This is a genomic window from Tsukamurella spumae, assembly GCF_012396015.1.
GTDB lineage: Bacteria > Actinomycetota > Actinomycetes > Mycobacteriales > Mycobacteriaceae > Tsukamurella > Tsukamurella spumae.
Genome location: NZ_JAAXOQ010000002.1, coordinates 58885 through 78070, shown reverse-complemented (window position 1 = coordinate 78070; position 19186 = coordinate 58885). Strand labels below are relative to the sequence as shown.

Annotated in this window: 20 protein-coding genes, 1 pseudogene and 1 riboswitch; of the genes and pseudogenes, 5 read left to right on the top strand and 16 right to left on the bottom strand. The window is 70.3% G+C overall.

The features are described from left to right. Positions 1–2: 2 nt before the first annotated feature. On the bottom strand, positions 3–1373 hold the full coding sequence (dacB, locus tag HF999_RS01830; protein ID WP_168544238.1) for a D-alanyl-D-alanine carboxypeptidase/D-alanyl-D-alanine endopeptidase: 1371 nt from the start codon (positions 1371–1373) through the stop codon (positions 3–5). A 76-nt stretch (positions 1374–1449) separates the two neighbouring features. Between dacB and HF999_RS01825 the strand changes: the two genes are divergently transcribed. Continuing rightward, entirely contained in the window at positions 1450–1947 is a 498-nt protein-coding gene (locus tag HF999_RS01825) for an inorganic diphosphatase (RefSeq protein WP_168544416.1), read from the top strand. 65 nt (positions 1948–2012) lie between these two features. Here HF999_RS01825 and HF999_RS01820 read toward each other — a convergent pair whose 3' ends face one another. From HF999_RS01820 to HF999_RS01790, 8 genes and pseudogenes are all read right to left on the bottom strand, one after another. Continuing rightward, complete coding sequence (locus HF999_RS01820; protein WP_168544237.1) at positions 2013–2696, bottom strand: hypothetical protein; 684 nt, start codon at positions 2694–2696, stop codon at positions 2013–2015. A 36-nt stretch (positions 2697–2732) separates the two neighbouring features. Beyond that, complete coding sequence (locus tag HF999_RS22320) at positions 2733–3815, bottom strand: tRNA-ribosyltransferase family protein (RefSeq protein WP_246207099.1); 1083 nt, start codon at positions 3813–3815, stop codon at positions 2733–2735. A gap of 363 nt (positions 3816–4178) precedes the next feature. After that, positions 4179–5846: pseudogene (locus tag HF999_RS22315) on the bottom strand (MDR family MFS transporter); the annotation flags it as partial. Next, positions 5843–6319 carry a MarR family winged helix-turn-helix transcriptional regulator gene (locus HF999_RS01810; protein WP_168544235.1) on the bottom strand — a complete coding sequence of 159 codons (477 nt, stop codon included), beginning with the start codon at positions 6317–6319 and terminating at the stop codon, positions 5843–5845. The pseudogene HF999_RS22315 and the gene HF999_RS01810, both read right to left, overlap by 4 nt. Before the next feature lie 105 nt (positions 6320–6424). Next, complete coding sequence (locus HF999_RS01805; RefSeq protein ID WP_168544234.1) at positions 6425–6907, bottom strand: YbaK/EbsC family protein; 483 nt, start codon at positions 6905–6907, stop codon at positions 6425–6427. Between the two features lie 33 nt (positions 6908–6940). Next, on the bottom strand, positions 6941–7327 hold the full coding sequence (locus HF999_RS01800; protein ID WP_168544233.1) for a hypothetical protein: 387 nt from the start codon (positions 7325–7327) through the stop codon (positions 6941–6943). Positions 7328–7339: 12 nt separating this feature from the next. Next, positions 7340–8623 carry an aminotransferase class V-fold PLP-dependent enzyme gene (locus HF999_RS01795; RefSeq protein ID WP_168544232.1) on the bottom strand — a complete coding sequence of 428 codons (1284 nt, stop codon included), beginning with the start codon at positions 8621–8623 and terminating at the stop codon, positions 7340–7342. Between the two features lie 53 nt (positions 8624–8676). Then, positions 8677–8788, bottom strand: a riboswitch (SAM riboswitch). A 68-nt stretch (positions 8789–8856) separates the two neighbouring features. Next, the gene (locus HF999_RS01790) at positions 8857–10023 is read right to left on the bottom strand and encodes an RtcB family protein (protein WP_168544231.1); all 1167 of its coding nucleotides are present in this window, start codon (positions 10021–10023) and stop codon (positions 8857–8859) included. Positions 10024–10325: 302 nt separating this feature from the next. On the opposite strand from HF999_RS01790, the gene HF999_RS01785 reads away from it, so the two are divergent. Then, positions 10326–10997, top strand: a complete 672-nt coding sequence (locus HF999_RS01785; RefSeq protein ID WP_168544230.1) for a copper homeostasis protein CutC — start codon at positions 10326–10328, stop codon at positions 10995–10997. Positions 10998–11054: 57 nt separating this feature from the next. Here HF999_RS01785 and HF999_RS01780 read toward each other — a convergent pair whose 3' ends face one another. From HF999_RS01780 to HF999_RS22915, 3 genes are read right to left on the bottom strand one after another with little or no spacing between them, the layout of a single operon-like run. Then, a complete protein-coding gene (locus HF999_RS01780) occupies positions 11055–12257 on the bottom strand; it encodes an O-succinylhomoserine sulfhydrylase (protein WP_168544229.1) in 1203 nt (400 codons plus the stop codon). Between the two features lie 10 nt (positions 12258–12267). Then, positions 12268–12681, bottom strand: coding sequence for a rhodanese-like domain-containing protein (locus tag HF999_RS01775; protein WP_168544228.1), 414 nt, complete (start codon positions 12679–12681; stop codon positions 12268–12270). Then, positions 12678–13139, bottom strand: coding sequence for an Rv0361 family membrane protein (locus tag HF999_RS22915; protein ID WP_168544227.1), 462 nt, complete (start codon positions 13137–13139; stop codon positions 12678–12680). Before HF999_RS22915 ends, HF999_RS01775 begins: the two co-directional genes overlap by 4 nt. A 144-nt stretch (positions 13140–13283) precedes the next feature. Between HF999_RS22915 and HF999_RS01765 the strand changes: the two genes are divergently transcribed. Then, the gene (locus HF999_RS01765; protein WP_168544226.1) at positions 13284–14672 is read left to right on the top strand and encodes an FAD-dependent oxidoreductase; all 1389 of its coding nucleotides are present in this window, start codon (positions 13284–13286) and stop codon (positions 14670–14672) included. 72 nt (positions 14673–14744) lie between these two features. On the opposite strand, the gene HF999_RS01760 is transcribed toward HF999_RS01765, so the two are convergent. From HF999_RS01760 to HF999_RS01750, 3 genes are all read right to left on the bottom strand, one after another. After that, a complete protein-coding gene (locus tag HF999_RS01760; RefSeq protein ID WP_168544225.1) occupies positions 14745–15062 on the bottom strand; it encodes a hypothetical protein in 318 nt (105 codons plus the stop codon). A gap of 40 nt (positions 15063–15102) precedes the next feature. Further along, entirely contained in the window at positions 15103–15483 is a 381-nt protein-coding gene (locus tag HF999_RS01755) for a hypothetical protein (protein WP_168544224.1), read from the bottom strand. Positions 15484–15613: 130 nt separating this feature from the next. After that, positions 15614–15922, bottom strand: a complete 309-nt coding sequence (locus tag HF999_RS01750; RefSeq protein WP_312853981.1) for a winged helix-turn-helix transcriptional regulator — start codon at positions 15920–15922, stop codon at positions 15614–15616. A 78-nt stretch (positions 15923–16000) separates the two neighbouring features. Here HF999_RS01750 and HF999_RS01745 point away from each other — a divergent pair, with 78 nt between their 5' ends. Next, entirely contained in the window at positions 16001–16714 is a 714-nt protein-coding gene (locus HF999_RS01745; protein WP_168544223.1) for an SDR family oxidoreductase, read from the top strand. Between the two features lie 9 nt (positions 16715–16723). Then, a complete protein-coding gene (locus HF999_RS01740) occupies positions 16724–17446 on the top strand; it encodes a siderophore-interacting protein (protein WP_168544222.1) in 723 nt (240 codons plus the stop codon). A gap of 22 nt (positions 17447–17468) precedes the next feature. Here the strand turns inward: HF999_RS01740 and purT are convergent, their stop codons facing one another. Next, entirely contained in the window at positions 17469–19082 is a 1614-nt protein-coding gene (gene purT / locus HF999_RS01735; protein WP_246207086.1) for a formate-dependent phosphoribosylglycinamide formyltransferase, read from the bottom strand. Between the last annotated feature and the right edge of the window lie 104 nt (positions 19083–19186).

The following is a 19186-nucleotide window of genomic DNA, read 5'->3' as shown; positions in this document are numbered from 1 at the left end:
GATCAGCGGCACCCGCAGCCGCGCAGCGCGGCGGTCACGGCGTCCATGGCCGGACGGGCCACGTCGACCGGCGTCCCGGAGGACATCAGCGTGAAGGTCAGGACGGCGCCGTCGCGCGTCGCCACGTACCCGGCGAGCGTGGAGACGCCCGAGAGGCTTCCGGTCTTGGCGCGCACGTACCCCGCGCCCGGACGGTTGACGGTGACGTACCGGTCGGCGAGGGTGCCGGTGGCCCCGGCGACGGGCAGCAGGTCGAGCAGCGGACGCAGCTGCGGTTTGCCGGTGCCGGCCGCGGCGGTGACGATCCCGTCGAGCACTCGGGCGGGGATGCGGTTGAGGGTGGACAGTCCGTCGACGTCGGAGAGCTCCACACCGGTCATGTCGAATCCCGCGTTGCGGAGCGTGTCGATGACGGCGCGAGTGGAGCCGTCGAAGGACAGGGGCTGCCCCGCCGCGGCGGCGACCTCGCGCCCGATGCTCTCGGCGAGGACGTTGTCCGAGTGCACCAGAGCGTCGTGCAGGCGGACGCTCAGCGGCGCGCTCTGCACTGCCGCGAGCCGAGTGCCGCCCCGCGGCGCCGTGCCCGCGGAGACTGCCGTGGGCGGCAGGTCCAGCGCGGACGCCAGCGCGCGGCCCGCGGCGAGGGCGGGATCGGGCACGCGCGGGGAGTAGTCCTCGCCGGGCCGGATGCGACCCGAGTCCATGATGAGCGACTGGAGGGGCGTGACATCGCCGCCGCCGATATCGGCGCGGTCCCAGCCGCGACCGAAGTCGGTGCCGGTGAACAGGGAGGTGTCGACCACCACGCGGGTGATCGCCGTGCCGGACCGGCGGACCTGCGCGGCCAGGTCCTCGATCGAGGGTGCGTCGGTGAAGATCGACGCCGTGCCGGAGCGCAGGGTCGGATCGCCCGCGCCGACGAGGACCGCCTCACCCGGGGCCGAACCGGTGACGACCGTGGTGGTGATCCGCTTGTCGGCGGGCAGGGTGAGCAGAGCGGCGGCCGCGGTGAGCACTTTGGTGGTGGAGGCCGGGGTGCGGGGCCGGGCCGCGTCGCGCTGCCAGAGCACCGTCCCCGTGGCGGCGTCGGCGATCACGCCGGTCAGGTCGCCCAGGTCCGGGTTGCGCAGGGCGGCGGCGATCTGCGCGGTCACGCCGGCCGGGCTGGGCTGATTCGTTGCCGTCACGGCACCGATCGCGGGGCTGTAGGCGACCTCCGCGGGGCGGGGCGGAACGTGCGCGGAGAGGTCCTGCCGGTCCCGGTAGACGCCCCACCCGAGAGCGGCGGCGACGGTGCCGACGACGACGAGCGCCAACACGATCACGGTGACCGCGAGGCGTGTGAGGGTTCGTCGGATCCGCGAGCGTCGCACCGTACCAGCCTAACGGCATCCCGACACAGGTATCCTCAGCGTGCATGGTTGAGCGCAGCGAAGGGAAACAATGAGCGTGGAATTCGAGGTCACCGTCGAGATCGCGAAGGGCTCGCGGAACAAGTACGAGGTGGACCACAAGACGGGTCGCCTCAAACTGGACCGCTACCTCTACACGGCGTTCGGCTACCCCACCGACTACGGCTACATCGAGGACACCCTCGGCGAGGACGGCGATCCGCTGGACGCTCTGGTCCTGCTGCAGGAGTCGGTGGTTCCCGGGGCGCTCGTGGACTGCCGCGCCATCGGCATGTTCAAGATGGAGGACGAGAAGGGCGGCGACGACAAGGTCCTCGTCGTGCCCGCCGGCGATCCCCGCTGGGATTCCGTGCAGGACATCGGCGATATCGACAAGTTCGAGCTGGACGCCATCGAGCACTTCTTCGTGCACTACAAGGACCTCGAGCCCGGCAAGTTCGTCAAGGGCTCGACCTGGGTGGGCAAGAAGGAGGCCGAGGAGGAGATCGCTCGCTCCGTGGCCCGCGCCGAGACGGCCGGTTCCGACGCGCACTGACCGATGAACCGACGAAGCGGCGGCGAGGATCACCTCGCCGCCGCTTCGTCTGTTCCAGGTGATTCCTAGAGCTTGGCCGCCACGCGTGAGACCACATCGTCGAACGCCGCGGTGTCGACGGTGCCGTCGGGCCCGGGGTTGGCGATGACCATCGCCAGCACGCCGCCCTTGGTGAAGTAGGCGGACGACGATTTCGCGGTCCGGCCGTCCGTACTGCGGGCGAAGTCGAACACGAAGCCCTGGGCGCCGGTGACACCCGCGGGCAGGTCCTTGCGGGTCGTCGTCTGCTTGAGCGAGTCGCCGAACGAGATCGCGGCGCATTCACCGGTCCCCGCGGCCTCGAACGCCGACAGGTGCGCCGAGCTCGGGAGCAGGGTCACCCCGAACTGCACAGTGTTGTTCTTGGACAGTGTCTGCTGGACACCGAACTTGATGGTCTCGAACAGTTCCTGCTGCGCGGCCACGTTCTTGTCCTTGCACGCCGCCGGGGTGATCTGCGCGGCCTGCACCTGACCGACGGCCTGCATCGCGGACTGGAAGGCGTCATCGTTCGGCACGGTGGCCACCGTCAGCCCGGCGGGCATGTCCGTCTGGGTGAGCGCCTTCGCCGCGTCGACGGGGGCCCCGTCCGCCGCGGTCGACGACGGGGCGGAATCGCCACCACCGCCACCGCACGCGGTGAGCGCGAGGCCCACCGCGGCGGTCGCCGCGAGGATGCTCAAGGAGCGGTTCAGGTCATTGCGGCGCAACGGCTTTCTCCTGCCGATCGGGATACGGGGATCGGGCTAGACCTTACCGAACCCCCGGAGGAACGACATCGCGAAATCCGAATAACCTCCATTGAGGATGGCTCGCCGCGCCGCGCCGGCCAGGCCGACGAAGAAGTGCTCGTTGTGCAGCGTGCACAGCGTGACCGCGAGGCCCTCGTTCGCCGCGAACAGGTGATGCACGTACGCCCGGGTGAACTCGTCCACCCGGTTCCCGCCGAGCACACCCGGCCCCGCCGGGTCCAGCGGCCGGAAGTCCGCTCGCAGAGACGGATCCGTGACGTTCAGAATGCCCGTCGAGGTGAACACCCGCCCCTCGGCCCCGGCTCGGGCCGGCGCGGTCCCATCGACGAGGTCGGCTCCCGCCTCGATCGCCGCCAGCAGGTCGGCCGGGCCGTCGACCGCCGCCACGTAGCGCGGACGGTCCGCCTCCAACTCACCGACCGCGGCCCTCAGCGCCGCCGGATTCTGCACGCCCTCGAGCCGGTAGCCACCGAACCCCAGGCCGCCGGCGCGACGGTCCTCGTCGGCCAGGCGCCGCACGGCGCGAGCGGCGGACCGTCGAACCTCCGGATCCGCACCGCCGGCCACGACCGCCCACAGCGAGACGGCGTCGTGCCGATCCGCGGTCTGCCAACCGTGCTCGGCGAGCGCGCGCCGCGCCCACCGCTCCGTTCGGCCCGGATCCGTGGGGTCGGCCAGCGCGAACGTGACGTCGACACCCATCCGGTGCGCCAGGCGCACCGCCTCCTCGGCGTCCCAGCGGCGCGGCGAACCGTCGAGCCGGCCCCGGAAGGCGATGCCCTCGTCGGTGATCCGCGTCTTGGGCTGCGCCGCGATCGCGGCCACGCCCGTGTCCGCGACGATCGGCGCCTGCCAGGCCATCGCCCGACCGATTCCGCCGATCCCCTCGATCACGTCCGGACCGGGCTGCAGGTACACCTCGTGCAGGTCGACGGTGAGCGCCTGCGCGCCCAGGTCCGTCAGCTCCCGCGGCGTGAGCCCCGCGATCGCACCGCGCGCCGCCACCGGCACGAAAGCCGGCGTCGCGATCTCACCCCGCGGCAGTACCAACCGCCCGGCGCGCGCCCCGCCGGGCATCGTGCCCTCGACGGCGAACCGCACCGGGTCCGTGATGCCCGAGGCGCGCAACCGCGTGCTCCCCGCGATCGCCCGGTACCCCGTCCGCAGCTCCGCGAGCTCCGCTGCGAGGGAGGCGTTCTGGGCCCGCAGCTCGTCGATCTCGGTGCGCGAGGGCGCCGCCGTCGCGTGGGCGGGGGCGGAGACGGGCGCGGGCACCGTCGGAGGTTCCGGCCGCGGCCCGGCCGGCGTCGTCAGCGGGATCGGCCCGGTCGGCGCGTCGCCACCACCCGGGTCCGCGGGGGCGACGCCGGCCACCGACTCGGCGGCGGCGGCGATCTCGGCGGACTCCACGGCTTCCGTCGCCGCGACCGGAGCGGCGTCGGGGCCCTCGGCGTCCCGCTGCTCGACCTTGGGCGCTGCGCGCAGCGGTACGGACTTCCAGAACAGCACCAGCACGAGGCCGACCGCGGCGAGGATCGCCACGAGTAGGAAGACCACATCCATCGAGTCGGCGAATCCGGCCTTGAGCGGATGCGCCAGGGTCGCGGGGAGCTTCTCCAGGACCGAGGTGTCGTCCATGACCCCGCTCACCGCGCGGGTATCGCCGTGCACCAGACCCGTCGCGAAGTCCTGCGCCGGCTGTCCGTCGTGGCCCGCGGCGGCGTGCTGGACGGCGGCGGTGTAGTTCGGGTCCGACGCGGCATCGCCGAGACGCCCCTTCATCTTCTGCGGCATCTGTGCGAACAGGACCGAGAGGAACACCGCGACACCGAGCGTCGCGCCGATCTGGCGGAAGAAGGTGGCGGCGGCGGTCGAGACGCCCATGTCGCGCGGCGGCAGGATGTTCTGCAGCGCCAGCGTGAGCGGCTGCATGAGGTTGCCGAGGCCGAAGCCGATCACGGCCGCGCCGGCCATGACCCAGCCGATCTGCACATCGGCGGTGATGTAGTGCATGCCGAACATGCCCGCGGTCAGCAGCGTCGCGCCGATGATGGGGTAGATCCGGTACTTGCCGGTGCGGGAGATCATCTGGCCCGCCAGGATCGATCCCGTCATCATGCCAGCGACCATCGGCAGCATCAGGAAGCCCGCCTTCATCGGGCTGGCTCCGTGGACCACCTGGAAGTACTGCGGCAGCAGCGAGATGCCACCGAACATCGCGGCACCCACCACCATCGAGATGACGATGCCCTGCGCGAAGATCACGTTCTTGAAGATGCGCAGCGGGATGATCGCGTCCTCGCCCATGACCTTCTCGATCGCGATGAAAGCCACGATGCCGACCGCGCCGATGCCGTAACAGATCAGGGCGTTGGTCGAGCCCCAGCCCCACTTCTGGCCCTGCTCGGCGACGATGAGCAGCGGCACCAGGCCCACCACGAGGGCGGCGGCGCCGAACCAGTCGATCCGCACGCCCGTGCGCCGGGTGTGCGGCAGCCGCAGCACGCGGAACACGACGGCCAGGGCGACGAAGCCGATCGGCACGTTGACCAGGAACACCCAGCGCCAGCCGGAGATGCCCAGGATGTGGTCGGCGCCGGAGAACAGGCCGCCGAGGACGGGGCCGAGCACCGAGCTCGAGCCGAACACCGCGAGGAAGTAGCCCTGGTACTTGGCGCGCTCCCGAGGCGGCACGATGTCACCGATGATGGTGAGCGCCAGCGACATCAGACCGCCGGCGCCGAGTCCCTGCACGGCGCGGAACGCCGCCAGCTCGTACATGGAGGTCGCGGTACTGCACAGCAGCGAGCCGATCACGAACACCGTGATGGCGAACATGAAGAAGGGCTTGCGGCCGTAGATGTCCGAGAGCTTGCCGTAGAGCGGCGTGACGATCGTCGAGGTGATGAGGTACGCCGTGGTGACCCACGCCTGGAGCTGGTAACCGTTGAGGTCGTCGGCGATGGTCCGGATCGCGGTGGACACGATGGTCTGGTCGAGCGCCGCGAGGAACATCCCGATCATCAAGCCGGACAGGATGTAGAGGATCTGCTTGTGGGTCAGGGACGGCGCGTGGGTCTCGGCGGCGTCCGCCGTCACCGCGGTCACTCCGCACCCCGCATCAGCTTGAGCGCCTGCTCGAACTGCAGCAGGGCCCGGTTACCCAGGACCACGAACTGGTCGATCTCCTCGTCGGTCCATTCCTCCATGAGCGGGCGCAGCCGCTCGTTGCGCTGCTCGCGGATGTACGCGACCTTGGCCTTGCCCGCCTCCGTCGCGGACACCAGCGCGGCCCGCCGGTCCGAGGGGTCGGCGGTGCGCTCGGCGTAGCCCAGGTTGGTCAGCGTGGTGACGTACCGGCTGGCCGTCGACGGGTCCGTGTGGATCTGGTCGGCGAGCGCCGACGACCGCATCGGCCCGCCCTTCACCAGTGCGAACAGAGCGGTGTACGCGGCCAGCTCCACCCCGTCGGAGGCGATGGCGTGCCGCGTCATCACGGCGTGCCGCTCCTTGAGGCGGGTCAGTTCGGCGATCACGCCGACGATCCCCTCGATCCGCTCTGCTCGTTCCTCGTTCGTCATCGCGCCTCCGCAGGTCCCATCCGATCACGCCACCGTGTTCGAGCATGCAAAACTACTTGCAGCCTACAATCATTCGGGTGTGCGAGTCGACTCGGACGAAGCGGCCTAACCACCCGATGTCGTGACGATCCTGGCACCTGTGAGGGCCACCAGCGCCGCGAAGTCGGTGCGGAAGATCGTGTCGTGCGTCCCCGCGGCGGCGTACAGGTCGGGGTAGTCGCGCAACGACTCGTCGATGACGGTGTCCAACCGCGCCGGGTGTCCGACGGGCGAGACACCGCCGATCACCTGGCCGGTCGCGGCGACCACATCGTCCGGCTTCGCGCGGGAGATACGGCCCACGCCGAGCCGCTGCGCGAGCCCCGCGGTGTCCACGCGGTGCCGCCCGCTCGACAGCACCAGCAGCGGCGCACCGTCGGCGAGGAAGATCAGACTGTTCGCGATCGCACCCACCTCGCACCCCAGCGCGGCCGCGGCCTCCGCGGCGGTCTTGGCACCGTCGGGCACGAGGCGGACGGTGTCCGGATGCCCCGCCGCGGCCAGGGCCGCGCGGACGGTCTCGGTACGGGCGGAGTACTGCTCGGTCACGCCGATCAGTATGCCGCGTCGGCCGGGAGGCGCCTACGCGGCGACCAGAGTGGCGATGAGGTCCTTGGTCCGGGCGCCGCCCACGGGGCGCAGGACCACGGCGTCCGCCACCTCGGCGGCGTACACGTCCTCGAGGAGCGATCGCAGGCCCGACGGGGTCCCCACGTACGTGATGCCCTGCTCGGCGGCCGTGTTGTCGGGGGCGTAGCTGGCCCGGGCGTCCGCGGCGCGCTCGTCGATGACGACGTCGACCTCGAGCGCGACCGCGGCGGGCTTCCGCCCCGCGCGCTCGTCCTCGGCGCGCAGGTAGCCGCGCTGACGCTGGGCGAGACGCAGGTCCGCGGCGCGGACCCGGGTCAGTGCCGCGGCGCCGGGCTCACCGTCGACGGTGACCAGTAGTGCGGGACGGGAGACGGTCATGGTTCCTCCAGTTCACTTCGTCCGTGCGGACAGGTCTTCCAGGGCGCGCACCAGGCGGCGCACGTCGTTCTCACCGGTACCGAGGCCGATGCTCGCGCGCACCGCACCCTCCGGGCACCCCAACCGGTCAACGACGGGGTGGGCGCAGAACTTCCCGTCCCGCACGCCGATCCCGTACTCGTCGGACAGGAACTCCGCGACCTCGCGGGGGGTGCGGCCGGCCACGGTGAACGCGACGATGCCCACCCGCTCGGTGGAGTCGGCCCAGATCTTCAGCGTGCGGACCCCGTCGATGCCCTCGAGCGAGGTGAGCAGGAGATCGGTGAGGAAGCGCTCGTGCCGGGAGACGGCGTCCTCACCGAGGCCCGCGATCGCCTCGCACGCGGCGCCGATGGCGACCGCGCCCAACACATTCGGCGATCCGGCCTCGTGCCGCGCGGGGCCGGTGTGCCAGGCCACCTCGACCGACTTCGAGACGGGCGTTCCGATCACCTGGTAGCTGGCGCCGCCGCCGCAGCGGAAGGGCTCGGCCTCGTCGAACCAGTCGGCGCGACCGACGAGCACACCCAACCCGAAGGGCGCGTAGAGCTTGTGGCCCGAGAAGGCGAGGTAGTCGACGCCGCTCTCGCGCAGGGAGATCCGACGGTGCGGGACCAGTTGGGCACCGTCGACGGCGATCCGCGCGCCGTGCCGGTGTGCGAGCGCAGCGAGCCGGCGGATGGGCAGCACCTCGCCGGTGACATTGGACGCCCCGGTCACGCTGACCAGTGCCGCCGGGCGTCGGCTCAGCTCCTTCTCGAGCGCCTCCAGCGTGCCCTCCACGGACAGCGGCGCCGAGACGACACGGGCTCCGATCCGCTTCCAGGGCAGCAGGTTCGCGTGGTGCTCGCAATCGAGGACCACGACCTCGCCGGGCACGCAGCTCGCCAGCAGGTTGATCGAATCGGTGGTGTTGCCGGTGAAGATCACGTGGTCGTCGGCGCGCGCCCCGACGAACTCGGCGACGATCTCCCGGGCCCGCTCGTACCGGGAGGTCGAACGCTGCGACAGGTAGCCGGCGCCGCGGTGCACGCTCGCGTACTCCCCCAGGGCTTCCTGGACCGCGGCCTGCACCTCGACCAGGGCGGGAGCGCTGGCGGCGTAGTCGAGGTTGGCGTAGCGGACGGTCGCACCGTCGCTGACCGGGACGTACTCGTCCGCGCCGGTCACCCGCGCCAGCGGGCCCAGCGGCAGCGGCGTGCTGCGGACGGTCGGGGTGAGGCAGACGGCGGTGCGCTCGGTGGTGGCGATGCTCATGAGAGATGTCCTTCGGTATGAGGACGCACGGCACCCGTTTCCGACGTGCCGCGAATCCGCGCTTGCCGCACTCGTTCGGTGCGGCCAGGTCGTCACCCGGAGCACCCCACCGCGGAGGAGGGTTGCCGACCAGCGAGCCGGGGCTTGTCACTGGCACTCATGACCTGCGTCGAGAATGCCCCGGGACAAGCCCCGGCGTCAAGGTTGGAATCACGGCGATGCGAAACCCGCCATCACTGGCCCTTCACGTTGACGATCTGGCGCAGGACGGCGCGGACCGTGACCAGCTGCTCCGCGTCGGCCATCACCCGGTCGATCGGCTTGTAGGCCTGCGGGATCTCGTCGATGAAGTCGGGGCTGTCGCGGAACTCGATGCCCGTCATGGCCTCCCGCAACTGCTCATGCGTGAAGGTCTTGCGTGCCGCGGACCGGGAGTACTCCCTGCCCGCGCCGTGCGGCGAGCTGTTCAGCGACGGGGCGTAGCCCTTGCCCTCGACGATGTACGAGGCCGTCCCCATCGAGCCAGGGATGAGGCCGAGCTTGCCCTCGGTGGCCTCGATCGCGCCCTTCCTCGATACCCACACCTCCTTGCCGAAGTGCTCCTCACGCTTGGTGAAGTTGTGGTGGCAGTTGATCCGCTCGGCCTCGACCACGGGCGTGCCCACCCACTCGCCGAGCTGGCGGATCACCCGGTCCATCATCTCCTCACGGTTGAGCAGCGCGAAGTGCTGAGCCCACTTCAGCTCGGCGATGTACCTGCGGAACTCGGGCGTGCCCTCCACCAGGTAGGCCAGATCCGGATCCGGCAGCTCGATCCACCACTGCTTGCACAGGCGGGTGGCCACGGCGATGTGGTGCTGGGCGATCTTGTTGCCCACGCCGCGGGAGCCGGAGTGCAGGAAAGCCCACACCACGTCATCATTATCTAGGCTAACTTCGATGAAGTGGTTGCCGGATCCGAGCGTTCCGAGCTGCAGCCGCCAGTTCCCCGCGTACTGCCCGGGGTCGAACCCCGCACGCTCGGCGAGCGACTCGAGCTCGGCGATGCGGGGCTCCGCCGTGGCCACGACCTTCTTGTTGTAGCGGCCGGCCGACAACGGGATCGCGCGCTCGATCGCCTCACGCACCGTCGCGGGGTCGTCGGGAAGGTCGGACTTCGTGAACTGGGTGCGGACCGCGATCATGCCGCAGCCGATGTCGACGCCGACCGCCGCGGGGATCACGGCGCCGAGGCTCGGGATGACCGAACCGACGGTGGCGCCCTTCCCGAGGTGGGCATCGGGCATCAGCGCGATGTGCGGGTAGATGAACGGCAGCTTCGCCGTGGTGATCGCCTGCTCGCGGGTCTTGTCGTCCAGGATGGACGCCCACGAGACCAAGGACTTGCTGATCTTCTCCATGTCTTTCTCGTCTCGGTGTGATGGTCACCGGTCCGAGTGGCCATACGTGTGACGCATGGCTCCCGGGCCGGCGGTGAAGCGACGGCCCGGGTTGCCGCAGGTTATGCGGGCATGCCGAACCGACGGCAGTAGCACTGCCGCAGCGATTCGGGGAGCTTGCGCATATCCATGGGTGACACGCTATTGGACTGCAATCACCGGTGCCAGTTCTTTTCCGCCACCGGTTCCGGTGCGATCTTCTGCAGCGTGCGGCGGAGGCGGTCGTACAGGATGCTCGCCACCGAGTTTGGGAGAGTGGATGCATGGCACTGCTGGAGGTCATTGCACTCGACGCGCGCGACGCGGTCGCTGCGCAGGAGGGTGGGGCGGATCGGGTGGAGCTCGTCGCCGACATGGCGGCGGACGGGCTGAGCCCCTCCCCCGGCACCGTCGCAGCAGTCCTCGCAGCCGTGGACATCCCTGTCCGCGTGATGATCCGGCTCACCGATGGCTTCGCAGCCCGGAACCTGGACGAGCTGGCGCGGCGCACCGTCGACCTGAAAGACGCAGGGGCGCGGGAGTTCGTGCTCGGGTTCCTCTCCCCCGACGGACGCGTGGATCTCGAGGCGACCCGACGGATCGTGGAGGCGATCGGCGGGGCGCCGTGGACCTTCCACCGGGCGATCGATCACTGCACCGATCGCGCCGCACTCCGCGCGGCCATCGCGGATCTTCCCGGACTCGACACGATCCTCACCGCTGGCGCCGCCGGCGGTGTAGAGGACGGCATAGACACCCTCATCACCGAAACCGGAGGGCCCCAGCGGATCCTGGCGGGCGGGGGACTGCGCCTCGATCACCTGTCGCGGCTGCGGGCCGCCGGCATCGACGCCTTCCACATCGGCTCCGCCGCGCGGCCTCACGGTTGGGGTGCGCCGGTCTCCGGGCGGGCCGTCCGGTCGTGGCGCAACGCCGTCGACGAGCAGACCCACTGAGTGCGGTAGAAAACCCACCGATAGCGCAGGAAACCGACCGCACTCGCGCTATCGGACTCAGCCGAGGGCGCGATCCAGATCGGCGATGAGGTCATCGGCGTTCTCCAGGCCCACGGACAGGCGCAGCATCGAATCGGTGAGGCCGATCTTCGCGCGGCCCTCGGGCCCCGTCGCGCGGTGCGTCGTGGTCGCGGGATGGGTGATCAGCGACTTGGCGTCGCCGAAGTTGTTGGAGATGTCGATGACCTGCAGCCGGTTGAGGAACTCGAACGCTCGCGCCTTGCCTGCCGCAGAGGCCGAGTCCGCCAGCTCCAGCGTGATCACCGTGCCGCCGGCCTTCATCTGCCGCTTCGCCAGTTCGTGCTGGGGATGCGAGGGCAGGAAGGGGAAGAGCACCTTCGACACCCGCGGATCGGCGTCCAGGAACTCGGCGACCTTCTGCGCGTTCGCGCTCACCCGCTCGGCCCGCAGGTCCAGCGTCTCCAGCGCCTTGAGCAGCACCCACGCGTTGAACGGGGCCATCGCGGGACCGGTGTGCCGCATCAGCTGCTTCACCGGACCGTCGATGTAGTCCTCTCGACCGAGGATCGCGCCACCCATGACGCGCCCCTGGCCGTCCATGGTCTTGGTCGACGAGTGCACGACCACGTCCGCGCCCATGCCGAAGGAGTCCTGGTAGCCGACGGGCGTGAAGCCGGCGTCGAGCACGACCTGCGCACCCGCGGCGTGCGCGAGGCCGGCGACGGCACGCACATCGACGAGGCCCTGCATCGGGTTCGCCGGGGTCTCGAAGAAGACGGCCTGCGTGGGAACGCTGAGCGCCTCCTCCCACTGGGCGAGGTCCTCACCGTCGACGAAAACGGTCTCGACGCCCCACCGCGGCAGGATCTCGTTGCACACCACGTAGCAGGAGCCGAACAGCGAGCGGGCGGCGACGAGCCTGTCTCCGGCGGCCAACAGCGCTCCGAGCGCGGTGAACACCGCGGACATCCCGGATGCCGTCGCGAAGCACGCCTCGGCGCCCTCCAGCAGGCGCAGACGCTCCTGGAACATGGCCACCGTCGGGTTGCCGTAGCGCGAGTAGACGAACCGGTCGATGTCGCCGTTGAACGCGGCCTCGGCGGCCTCCGCACTCTGGTAGGTGTAGCCCGAGTTCAGGAACAGCGCCTCGGACGTCTCCTCGTAGTTCGTGCGCAGGACGCCGCCTCGGACGGCGTAGGTCTCCGACGAAAGGCCCTCGGGCAGGTCGCTGAACTCCATGCCCGAAAGTCTAGAACTGCCGCCAGGGAAGCCCTTCGGCGCGCCATCCCGCGACGCCTCGATGTCCGAATGCGTCGATCGGTCCCTCGAAGCCCTCGAGCACGTTGTACGCGCGGCGCACGCCCGCGGCGGTCGCGGTCTCGGCGGCGCCGATCGAACGCTGCCCGGAGCGGCACAGGAAGACGACCGGCGCCTCGTCGACGACGCCCTTGGCCCGCAGCTCGTCGACGAACCGGGGGTTGAGCGCACCGTCGGGATAGCGCTGCCACTCGACGAGCACCGGATGGCGCCCGACCTGTGAGAGCTCGGGGATGCCGACGTAGTTCCACTCCGCCTCGGTGCGGCAGTCGACGAGGATCGCGCCGGGGTCCTGCTGCAGCAGCTCCCAGGCCTCGCGCGGCGTCAGGTCTCCGGCGTAGGTCATGAGCACTTCTTCCACGTGCCGTCCTCGCGGACGAACTTCGCCTGTTCGGTGCGCTCGCCGGTCTTCTCGTACCGGACGGTGAGCTGCGCCGTCGCGGCGTCACCGGTGACGGTGAGGTCCTTGACGTCGTTCTCGTCGAGCTTCGCCTCGCCGTCCTTGTCGACGGCGGCCTTCCGCGCCTCGACGAACCCGGCCTCCTGCGGGAAGTCGGCGGCGGCGCGGTCCTTGGCACAGGTGTTGGCGACGAGGTCCGAGTAGCGGCCCTTGTTCAACGCGCCGTAGTACTGGCCGATGGTGCGCTGCACCTTCGCGGCGTCGCTGAGCGGGTCCGGCCGGAGGGCGTTCCAGCCGATGATGCCGCCGATCACCAGGACCGCGACCACCAGAGCGATCAGGAACGGGGTGGCCGTGGTGCCGCGGCTCGGCGCCGGATCGGCGGGGCTCTTGTCTGCGCTCACTGAGTTCTCTACCCTCTGCTACTAGAACGTGTTCCAGTGCCTGGCCGGGTGAAATGAACCACCCGCACTAGGAACGGTCGATAAGTCCGCACTAACCTGGTGGGGACTTCAACCGCGTATGCAGACAAAGGTAGCCGACTTCACATGACCGAACAGAACCGACCGTTGCGCGTAGCGATCGTGGGCGCGGGCCCCGCAGGCATCTATGCGGCGGACGCCCTCATGAAGTCCGACGAGGCGAAGGACCCGGGGGTCAGCATCGATCTCTTCGAGAAGATGCCCGCACCGTTCGGCCTGATCCGATACGGCGTCGCCCCCGATCACCCCCGCATCAAGGGCATCATCACCGCCCTGCACAAGGTGCTCGACAAGCCGCAGGTCCGGCTGCTCGGCAACCTCGACTTCGGCAAGGACTTCACGCTCGAGGACGTGCGTCGCTACTACGACGCGGTGATCTTCTCCACCGGCGCCGTCGCCGACCGCAACCTGGAGATCCCCGGCATCGACCTGGACGGCAGCTACGGCGCCGCCGAGTTCGTGGCCTGGTACGACGGGCACCCGGACTTCTCCCGCGAGTGGCCGCTGACCGAGGAGAAGGTGGCCGTCCTCGGCGTCGGCAACGTGGGCCTCGATGTGGCCCGCGTGCTGGCCAAGACCGCCGACGAGCTGCTCCCGACCGAGATCCCGCCGAACGTCTACGAGGGCCTCAAGCTCAACAAGGCCAAGGAGGTGCACGTCTTCGGACGTCGCGGCCCCGCCCAGGTCAAGTTCACGCCGCTCGAGCTCAAGGAGCTCGATCACTCGCAGACCATCGAGGTCGTCGTGAACCCCGAGGACATCGAGTACGACGAGGGCTCGGCCAAGGCCCGTCGCGAGTCGAAGATCACCGACCAGGTGGCCACGATCCTGGAGAACTACGCGATCCGCGAGCCGAACAACCGCCCGCACAAGCTGTTCATCCACCTGTTCGAGTCGCCGGTGGAGATCCTGGGCGAGAACGGCAAGGTCACGGGCCTGCGCACCGAGCGCACCGAGCTGGACGGCACCGGCAACGTGCGCGGCACCGGGAAGTTCACCGACTGGGAGATCGGCGCCGTCTACCGGGCCGTCGGCTACCTCTCGAACGACCTGCCGGAGATCCCCTTCGACGACCAGGCGGGTGTCATCCCCAATGAGGCCGGCCGCGTCATCGACGCAGGTCAGCACATCACCGGCGTCTACACCACCGGGTGGATCAAGCGCGGCCCCGTCGGCCTCATCGGCCACACCAAGGGCGACGCCAACGAGACCATCGCCTGCCTGCTCGAGGACTTCCACGCCGGCAAGTTGAACGCACCGTCGGACCCGTCGGCCGAGGGCGTCACGAACTGGCTGGACGACCACTCCACCCCGTACACCACCTGGGACGGCTGGTACCGCCTCGACGAGCACGAGCGCAGCCTCGGGGAGGCCGAGGGCCGCGAGCGCGTGAAGGTCGTCGAGCGCGACGACATGCTCGCCGCCTCGGAGCCGAGCAAGGTCGCGCAGGACTAGTCCCGCCCCCTCGTACGACGGTGCCGCCGTCCCGATTTCTCGGGGCGGCGGCACTTTTCGCTCACGATGATTCTAATTCGGACGTTCCACGACGGCCGGGCCGTCCGGAGTGCCGCGGTAGTCCCCCACAACGCCGGAGGCCGCCGTCCTGGTTCGGGTCACCGTCGCAGTGACGGTCTTGGTCCGGGTCGTGGTCGTGGTGGTCGTGCTGGTGGTCGTCCTGGTCCGGGTGACGGTCACGGTCTCCGTGCTCGCGACCTTCTCCGCCGACGCGCAGCCGGCGCGCATCGACGCATCTGTGCAGTCGGCCCCGGCGGGTGCCGCCGTGAGCACCGCGCCGACGGACAGCAGCCCGGCGCACACGCCAATCCCCGCTATGGCTCGCTTCATCGTTCTCCTCCTCCTCGCCGGCCTCGACGGGCCGACGCGATCATTCCCAGGTGAATCCGTAGGGCCCGTGCGTGCAGGTCTGAAGTCCGCCCGGGGCCACGCGCTGAGCGCCGACCGCGGTGCACCGCTCGCCGTTGGGGTCCGCGGGCTTGACCGTCCAGACCCCACCGGAACAGGTGAGTCGCTGGAGCGGCGGCGCGGTCTCGCCGATCGAACAGGACTTCCCCGGATGGGGCGGCGTGAAATCGCGCTCCCACTTCCCGGATCTGCACTCGTAGCCGGGCCTGGTCTCGAACATCCGGCACTCCGGCTGAGACGGATCAGCGCCGGCCGCGCCGAGCGGCACGAGCGCGGGCACAACCAGGGCTGCGGTGGCCGCTGCTGCGGCGACACGAGACGTCCGGATCGTCCAGTTCTGCATGCGCTACATCGTAGGCGATGTTCTCTCCACTAACGGCATACTCGGACGGACTCCGCACTGGCTCGAACTGCGTTCGGTAGTGCCCACCCAGTGGGCACTATCCACCACGGGGGCGGGCAGCGACGGAGTACTACCCCCGTGCCCAGTCCCAGACCGGCCAGAGCGCCCGGCCGAGCGCCTCGCCGCGCGATGTGAGTTCGTACTGCTTGTCCGGGAGCTTGCGGGCGATCCCTTTCTCGACCAGGTTCGCGAGCCGGCTCGCGAGCACGCTCGAGCTGCAATTGCCCATGCGCCTGCGCAATTCGAGGAAGCCGAGCGATCCGGGCTCCAGCTCCCAGACGATCCGCAGCACCCACCGCTGACCGAGCAGATCCATCGCCGCGAGCACCTCGGGCTCAGATTCCTCACGCCGCTGGGGCACCACATCGCGCACTGGCACGACCCGAGCCTACTTGCGCTTCTGAATCAGAAGCGTCATGCTGGCCGCAGTTCGAAATCAGAAGCACGGAGGTCGACGATGGCTGTTGTGGTCGTGACGGGCGCATCCCGCGGATCGGGTGCGGAGACGGCGGTGGCGCTCGGCGCCCGCGGCCACGACGTGGTCGTGAACTACCGCGAGAAGGTGCGCCGGGCCGAGCAGGTGTGCGAGCGGGTCCGCGCCGCCGGCGGGCGCGCGATCGCCGTCGGAGCGGATGTGACCACCGACGACGGGCCGGCCACACTGTTCGACGCCGCGATCGCCGAGTTCGGCCGACTCGACGCGGTGGTGCTCAACGCCTCCGGAGGGCTCGAACTGGGGGCCGACGACGGGTACGCGATGCGCCTGAACCGGGACGCTCAGGTCGCGGCCGCGCGGGCGGCCGCGGAGCGGCTGTCCCCCGGCGGCCGGGTGGTCTTCGTGACCAGCCACCAGGCGCACTTCTCCCGGACCCACGCCGTACCGGAGGGATACCAGCCGATCGCGGCGAGCAAGCTCGCCGGTGAGCAGGCGCTGCGTGCGTTGGCGGCGGCGAGCGGCCTGAACCTCCGCGTCGTCTCCGGCGACATGATCGACGGCACCATCGTGGTTCGCCTCCTCGAGCGCCGCGATCCCGCCGCGGTACAGGCCCGACGGGCGCACGGACCACTGCCCACGATCGCCGAGTTCGCGTCGGCGATCGCCGACGCCGTCGAGTCGACGGCGCCGTCGGGCGAGACGACCTACGTGGGCGGCGCCGACTACTTAGGATAGCCTCATTTCATGGGTAGAGGAGTGACCGGCCTGATCCTCAGGGCCATGCGGGCGGACGACTACGTGTTCACGGTCCTCGGAACGGAGACCGTCAGCGAGCACTACCACCGCGTGCACTTCGACGGCGGCGAATTCCTGCCCCGCAACCCCTGGTTCCCCACCATGTGGGTGCGACTATGGATCCCCAAGAGCGGCAACGCGACTCCCGACGAGGACGAGGGCTCACTGGTCCAACGCGGCTACACGATCGTCGATCCCCGCGGCACCGCCTTCACCATCGAGTTCGCCATCCACGACGGCCCCGCGCCGCGCTGGGCCCTCGACGCGGCACCCGGCGACCGCATCGCGGCCACCATGATGGGCGCCGACCTGACAGTCCCCGAGGACCCGGCACCGTCGGAGTACGTCCTGGTGGGCGACCCCGCGTCGATCCCCGCGATCAACAGCATCCTGGGCACCGCGGAGGTGCCGTGCCGTGTCTTCCTCGAGTATCAGCACGACGGTGAACGCGACCTACCGGTGCACGCCGACGAGGTCACCTGGATCGCGCGGGAGAACCGCGGCGCCGCACTGGTATCGGCGGTCCTCGCGGCCGGAATCCCTTCCGACGCCTTTCTGTTCGTCGTCGCCGAGACGAGGGCGACGCGCGAGATCACCCGCGCCGCGAAGCGGGACCTCGGCGTGCCGAAGGACCGGATCAAGTCGCAGGCGTACTGGCTCGATCGCGCCTGACCATCCGGTCGATCCCGATCACTCAGCCTTGATCGGGGCGCTGCGGAGCAAGCCCCAGGGACGTGGGCGGGTTGTGGTCGTAGTCCTCCTGCTCCGGCGGGTTCTGCTGCGCGGGCGGCTGATTCGCGGGCTGGCGGGACGCCGGCTGAATCGGACGCGGCGCGGCGGGACGCTGTCCCGTCGGCTCCGGGCGGCCGCCCGATGCGCCCTGTTTCGGCGGCACGGGCTTGCCCGGCGAGGGCGGCTGCCCGGGGCCCTGCTGCGGCGGCGCTACCCGCGACTGCGGGGCCGGCCGCTGCATCGGCATCGCGCGGGTGGACAGGTCCTCCGGCTGCTGCGGCCGCTGGATCGGCACCGCTGCGGTCTCCGGCGTGCCCTGCTCCAGCGGATCGGCGCTGTCCACGACGACCACGCGCCCCGCGGCCTCCGCGGCGTTCGCCCGGGCGACCTCGACGGTGTCCGCGGTCGCCACCGCGACGCCGAGCCGGCGTTTCGCGTAGCCGCGCGGCTTGCCGAACAGGCGCAGATCGCTCTCGGGCACGTCGAGGGCGCGGGCGACGCTGTCGAAGGCGACGGAGCTGCTGTCCTTCGTGCCGTAGATGACCGCGGACGCGGCGGGCGACATCAACGAGGTATCCACCGGCAGGCCGAGGATCGCGCGGGCGTGCAGCTCGAACTCCGAGAGCCGCTGCGAGCCGAGCGTCACGAGACCGGTGTCGTGCGGGCGCGGCGAGACCTCCGAGAAGTACACGTCGTCGCCCTTGACGAACAACTCCACGCCGAACACGCCCCGGCCACCGGTGCCGCCGTCGCCGAGCGCCGTGGCGATCCGGCCCGCGACCGAGGTCGCCGCGTCGTAGGCGGACTGGCTCATCGCCTGCGGCTGCCACGACTCGACGTAGTCACCGTCGGACTGCCGATGCCCGATCGGCTCGCAGAACCGGGTGACCACCCTGCCGCGCTCCGCGTCGTAGACGCGCACCGTGAGCAGCGTGATCTCGTAGTCGAAGTCGACGAAGCCCTCGACGATGACCCGCTCGTTGCGCACCCGCGCCCCTTCGACCGCGTACTCCCACGCGGCCTCCAGCTCCTCCGCCGACCGGACCACGGACTGCCCCTTGCCGGAGCTGGACATCACCGGCTTGATCACGCACGGGAAGCCGACCTCCCGAGTGGCGGCGCGCACCTCCTCGAGCGAGGACGCGAAGGCGTAGGGCGAACACGGCAGGCCCAGCTCCTCGGCGGCGAGCCTGCGGATCCCCTCCCGGTTCATCGTCAGCGAGACCGCTCGCGCAGTGGGGATGACCTCGGCGAGACCCGCCTCGTCGACCGCGACCAGCGCGTCGGTGGCGAGCGCCTCGATCTCGGGAACGACGAAGTCCGGCTTCTCCTCCTCGATGATCCGGCGGACCGCCGCGGCGTCGGTCATGTCGATGACATGGCTGCGGTGCGCGACCTGCATCGCGGGCGCGTCGGCGTAGCGGTCGACGGCGATCGTCTCGACGCCGAGGCGCTGGAACGCGATCACCACCTCCTTGCCCAACTCGCCCGACCCCAGCAGCAACGCCTTGGTGGCGCCGGGGGTGAGCGCCGTGCCGATCCGCGGGTTGCCACCGGTCTCGCTGAGGTTCGTCATGGTGTCCATCATGGCAAACCCGCACGCCCTTCGGTGCGGCCGCCGACCAGTCGATTCGTGTTTGTTTCCGATCGTTCTGTGGTGGTGAGCGTTTCATTCGTTAT

Excerpts from the sequence above, each read along its gene's own strand:
- HF999_RS01790 (WP_168544231.1), bottom strand. The coding sequence starts at position 10,023 with ATGGAGAAGATCAGCAAGTCCTTGGTCTCGTGGGCGTCCATCCTGGAC.
- HF999_RS01765 (WP_168544226.1), top strand. The coding sequence starts at position 13,284 with ATGACCGAACAGAACCGACCGTTGCGCGTAGCGATCGTGGGCGCGGGC.
- HF999_RS01760 (WP_168544225.1), bottom strand. The coding sequence starts at position 15,062 with ATGAAGCGAGCCATAGCGGGGATTGGCGTGTGCGCCGGGCTGCTGTCC.
- HF999_RS01755 (WP_168544224.1), bottom strand. The coding sequence starts at position 15,483 with ATGCAGAACTGGACGATCCGGACGTCTCGTGTCGCCGCAGCAGCGGCC.
- HF999_RS01810 (WP_168544235.1), bottom strand. The coding sequence starts at position 6,319 with ATGACGAACGAGGAACGAGCAGAGCGGATCGAGGGGATCGTCGGCGTG.
- HF999_RS01780 (WP_168544229.1), bottom strand. The coding sequence starts at position 12,257 with ATGGAGTTCAGCGACCTGCCCGAGGGCCTTTCGTCGGAGACCTACGCC.
- HF999_RS01745 (WP_168544223.1), top strand. The coding sequence starts at position 16,001 with ATGGCTGTTGTGGTCGTGACGGGCGCATCCCGCGGATCGGGTGCGGAG.
- HF999_RS01800 (WP_168544233.1), bottom strand. The coding sequence starts at position 7,327 with ATGACCGTCTCCCGTCCCGCACTACTGGTCACCGTCGACGGTGAGCCC.
- HF999_RS01795 (WP_168544232.1), bottom strand. The coding sequence starts at position 8,623 with ATGAGCATCGCCACCACCGAGCGCACCGCCGTCTGCCTCACCCCGACC.
- HF999_RS01740 (WP_168544222.1), top strand. The coding sequence starts at position 16,724 with ATGGGTAGAGGAGTGACCGGCCTGATCCTCAGGGCCATGCGGGCGGAC.
- HF999_RS01775 (WP_168544228.1), bottom strand. The coding sequence starts at position 12,681 with ATGACCTACGCCGGAGACCTGACGCCGCGCGAGGCCTGGGAGCTGCTG.
- purT (WP_246207086.1), bottom strand. The coding sequence starts at position 19,082 with ATGACGAACCTCAGCGAGACCGGTGGCAACCCGCGGATCGGCACGGCG.
- HF999_RS01785 (WP_168544230.1), top strand. The coding sequence starts at position 10,326 with ATGGCACTGCTGGAGGTCATTGCACTCGACGCGCGCGACGCGGTCGCT.
- HF999_RS22320 (WP_246207099.1), bottom strand. The coding sequence starts at position 3,815 with ATGCCCGGCGGGGCGCGCGCCGGGCGGTTGGTACTGCCGCGGGGTGAG.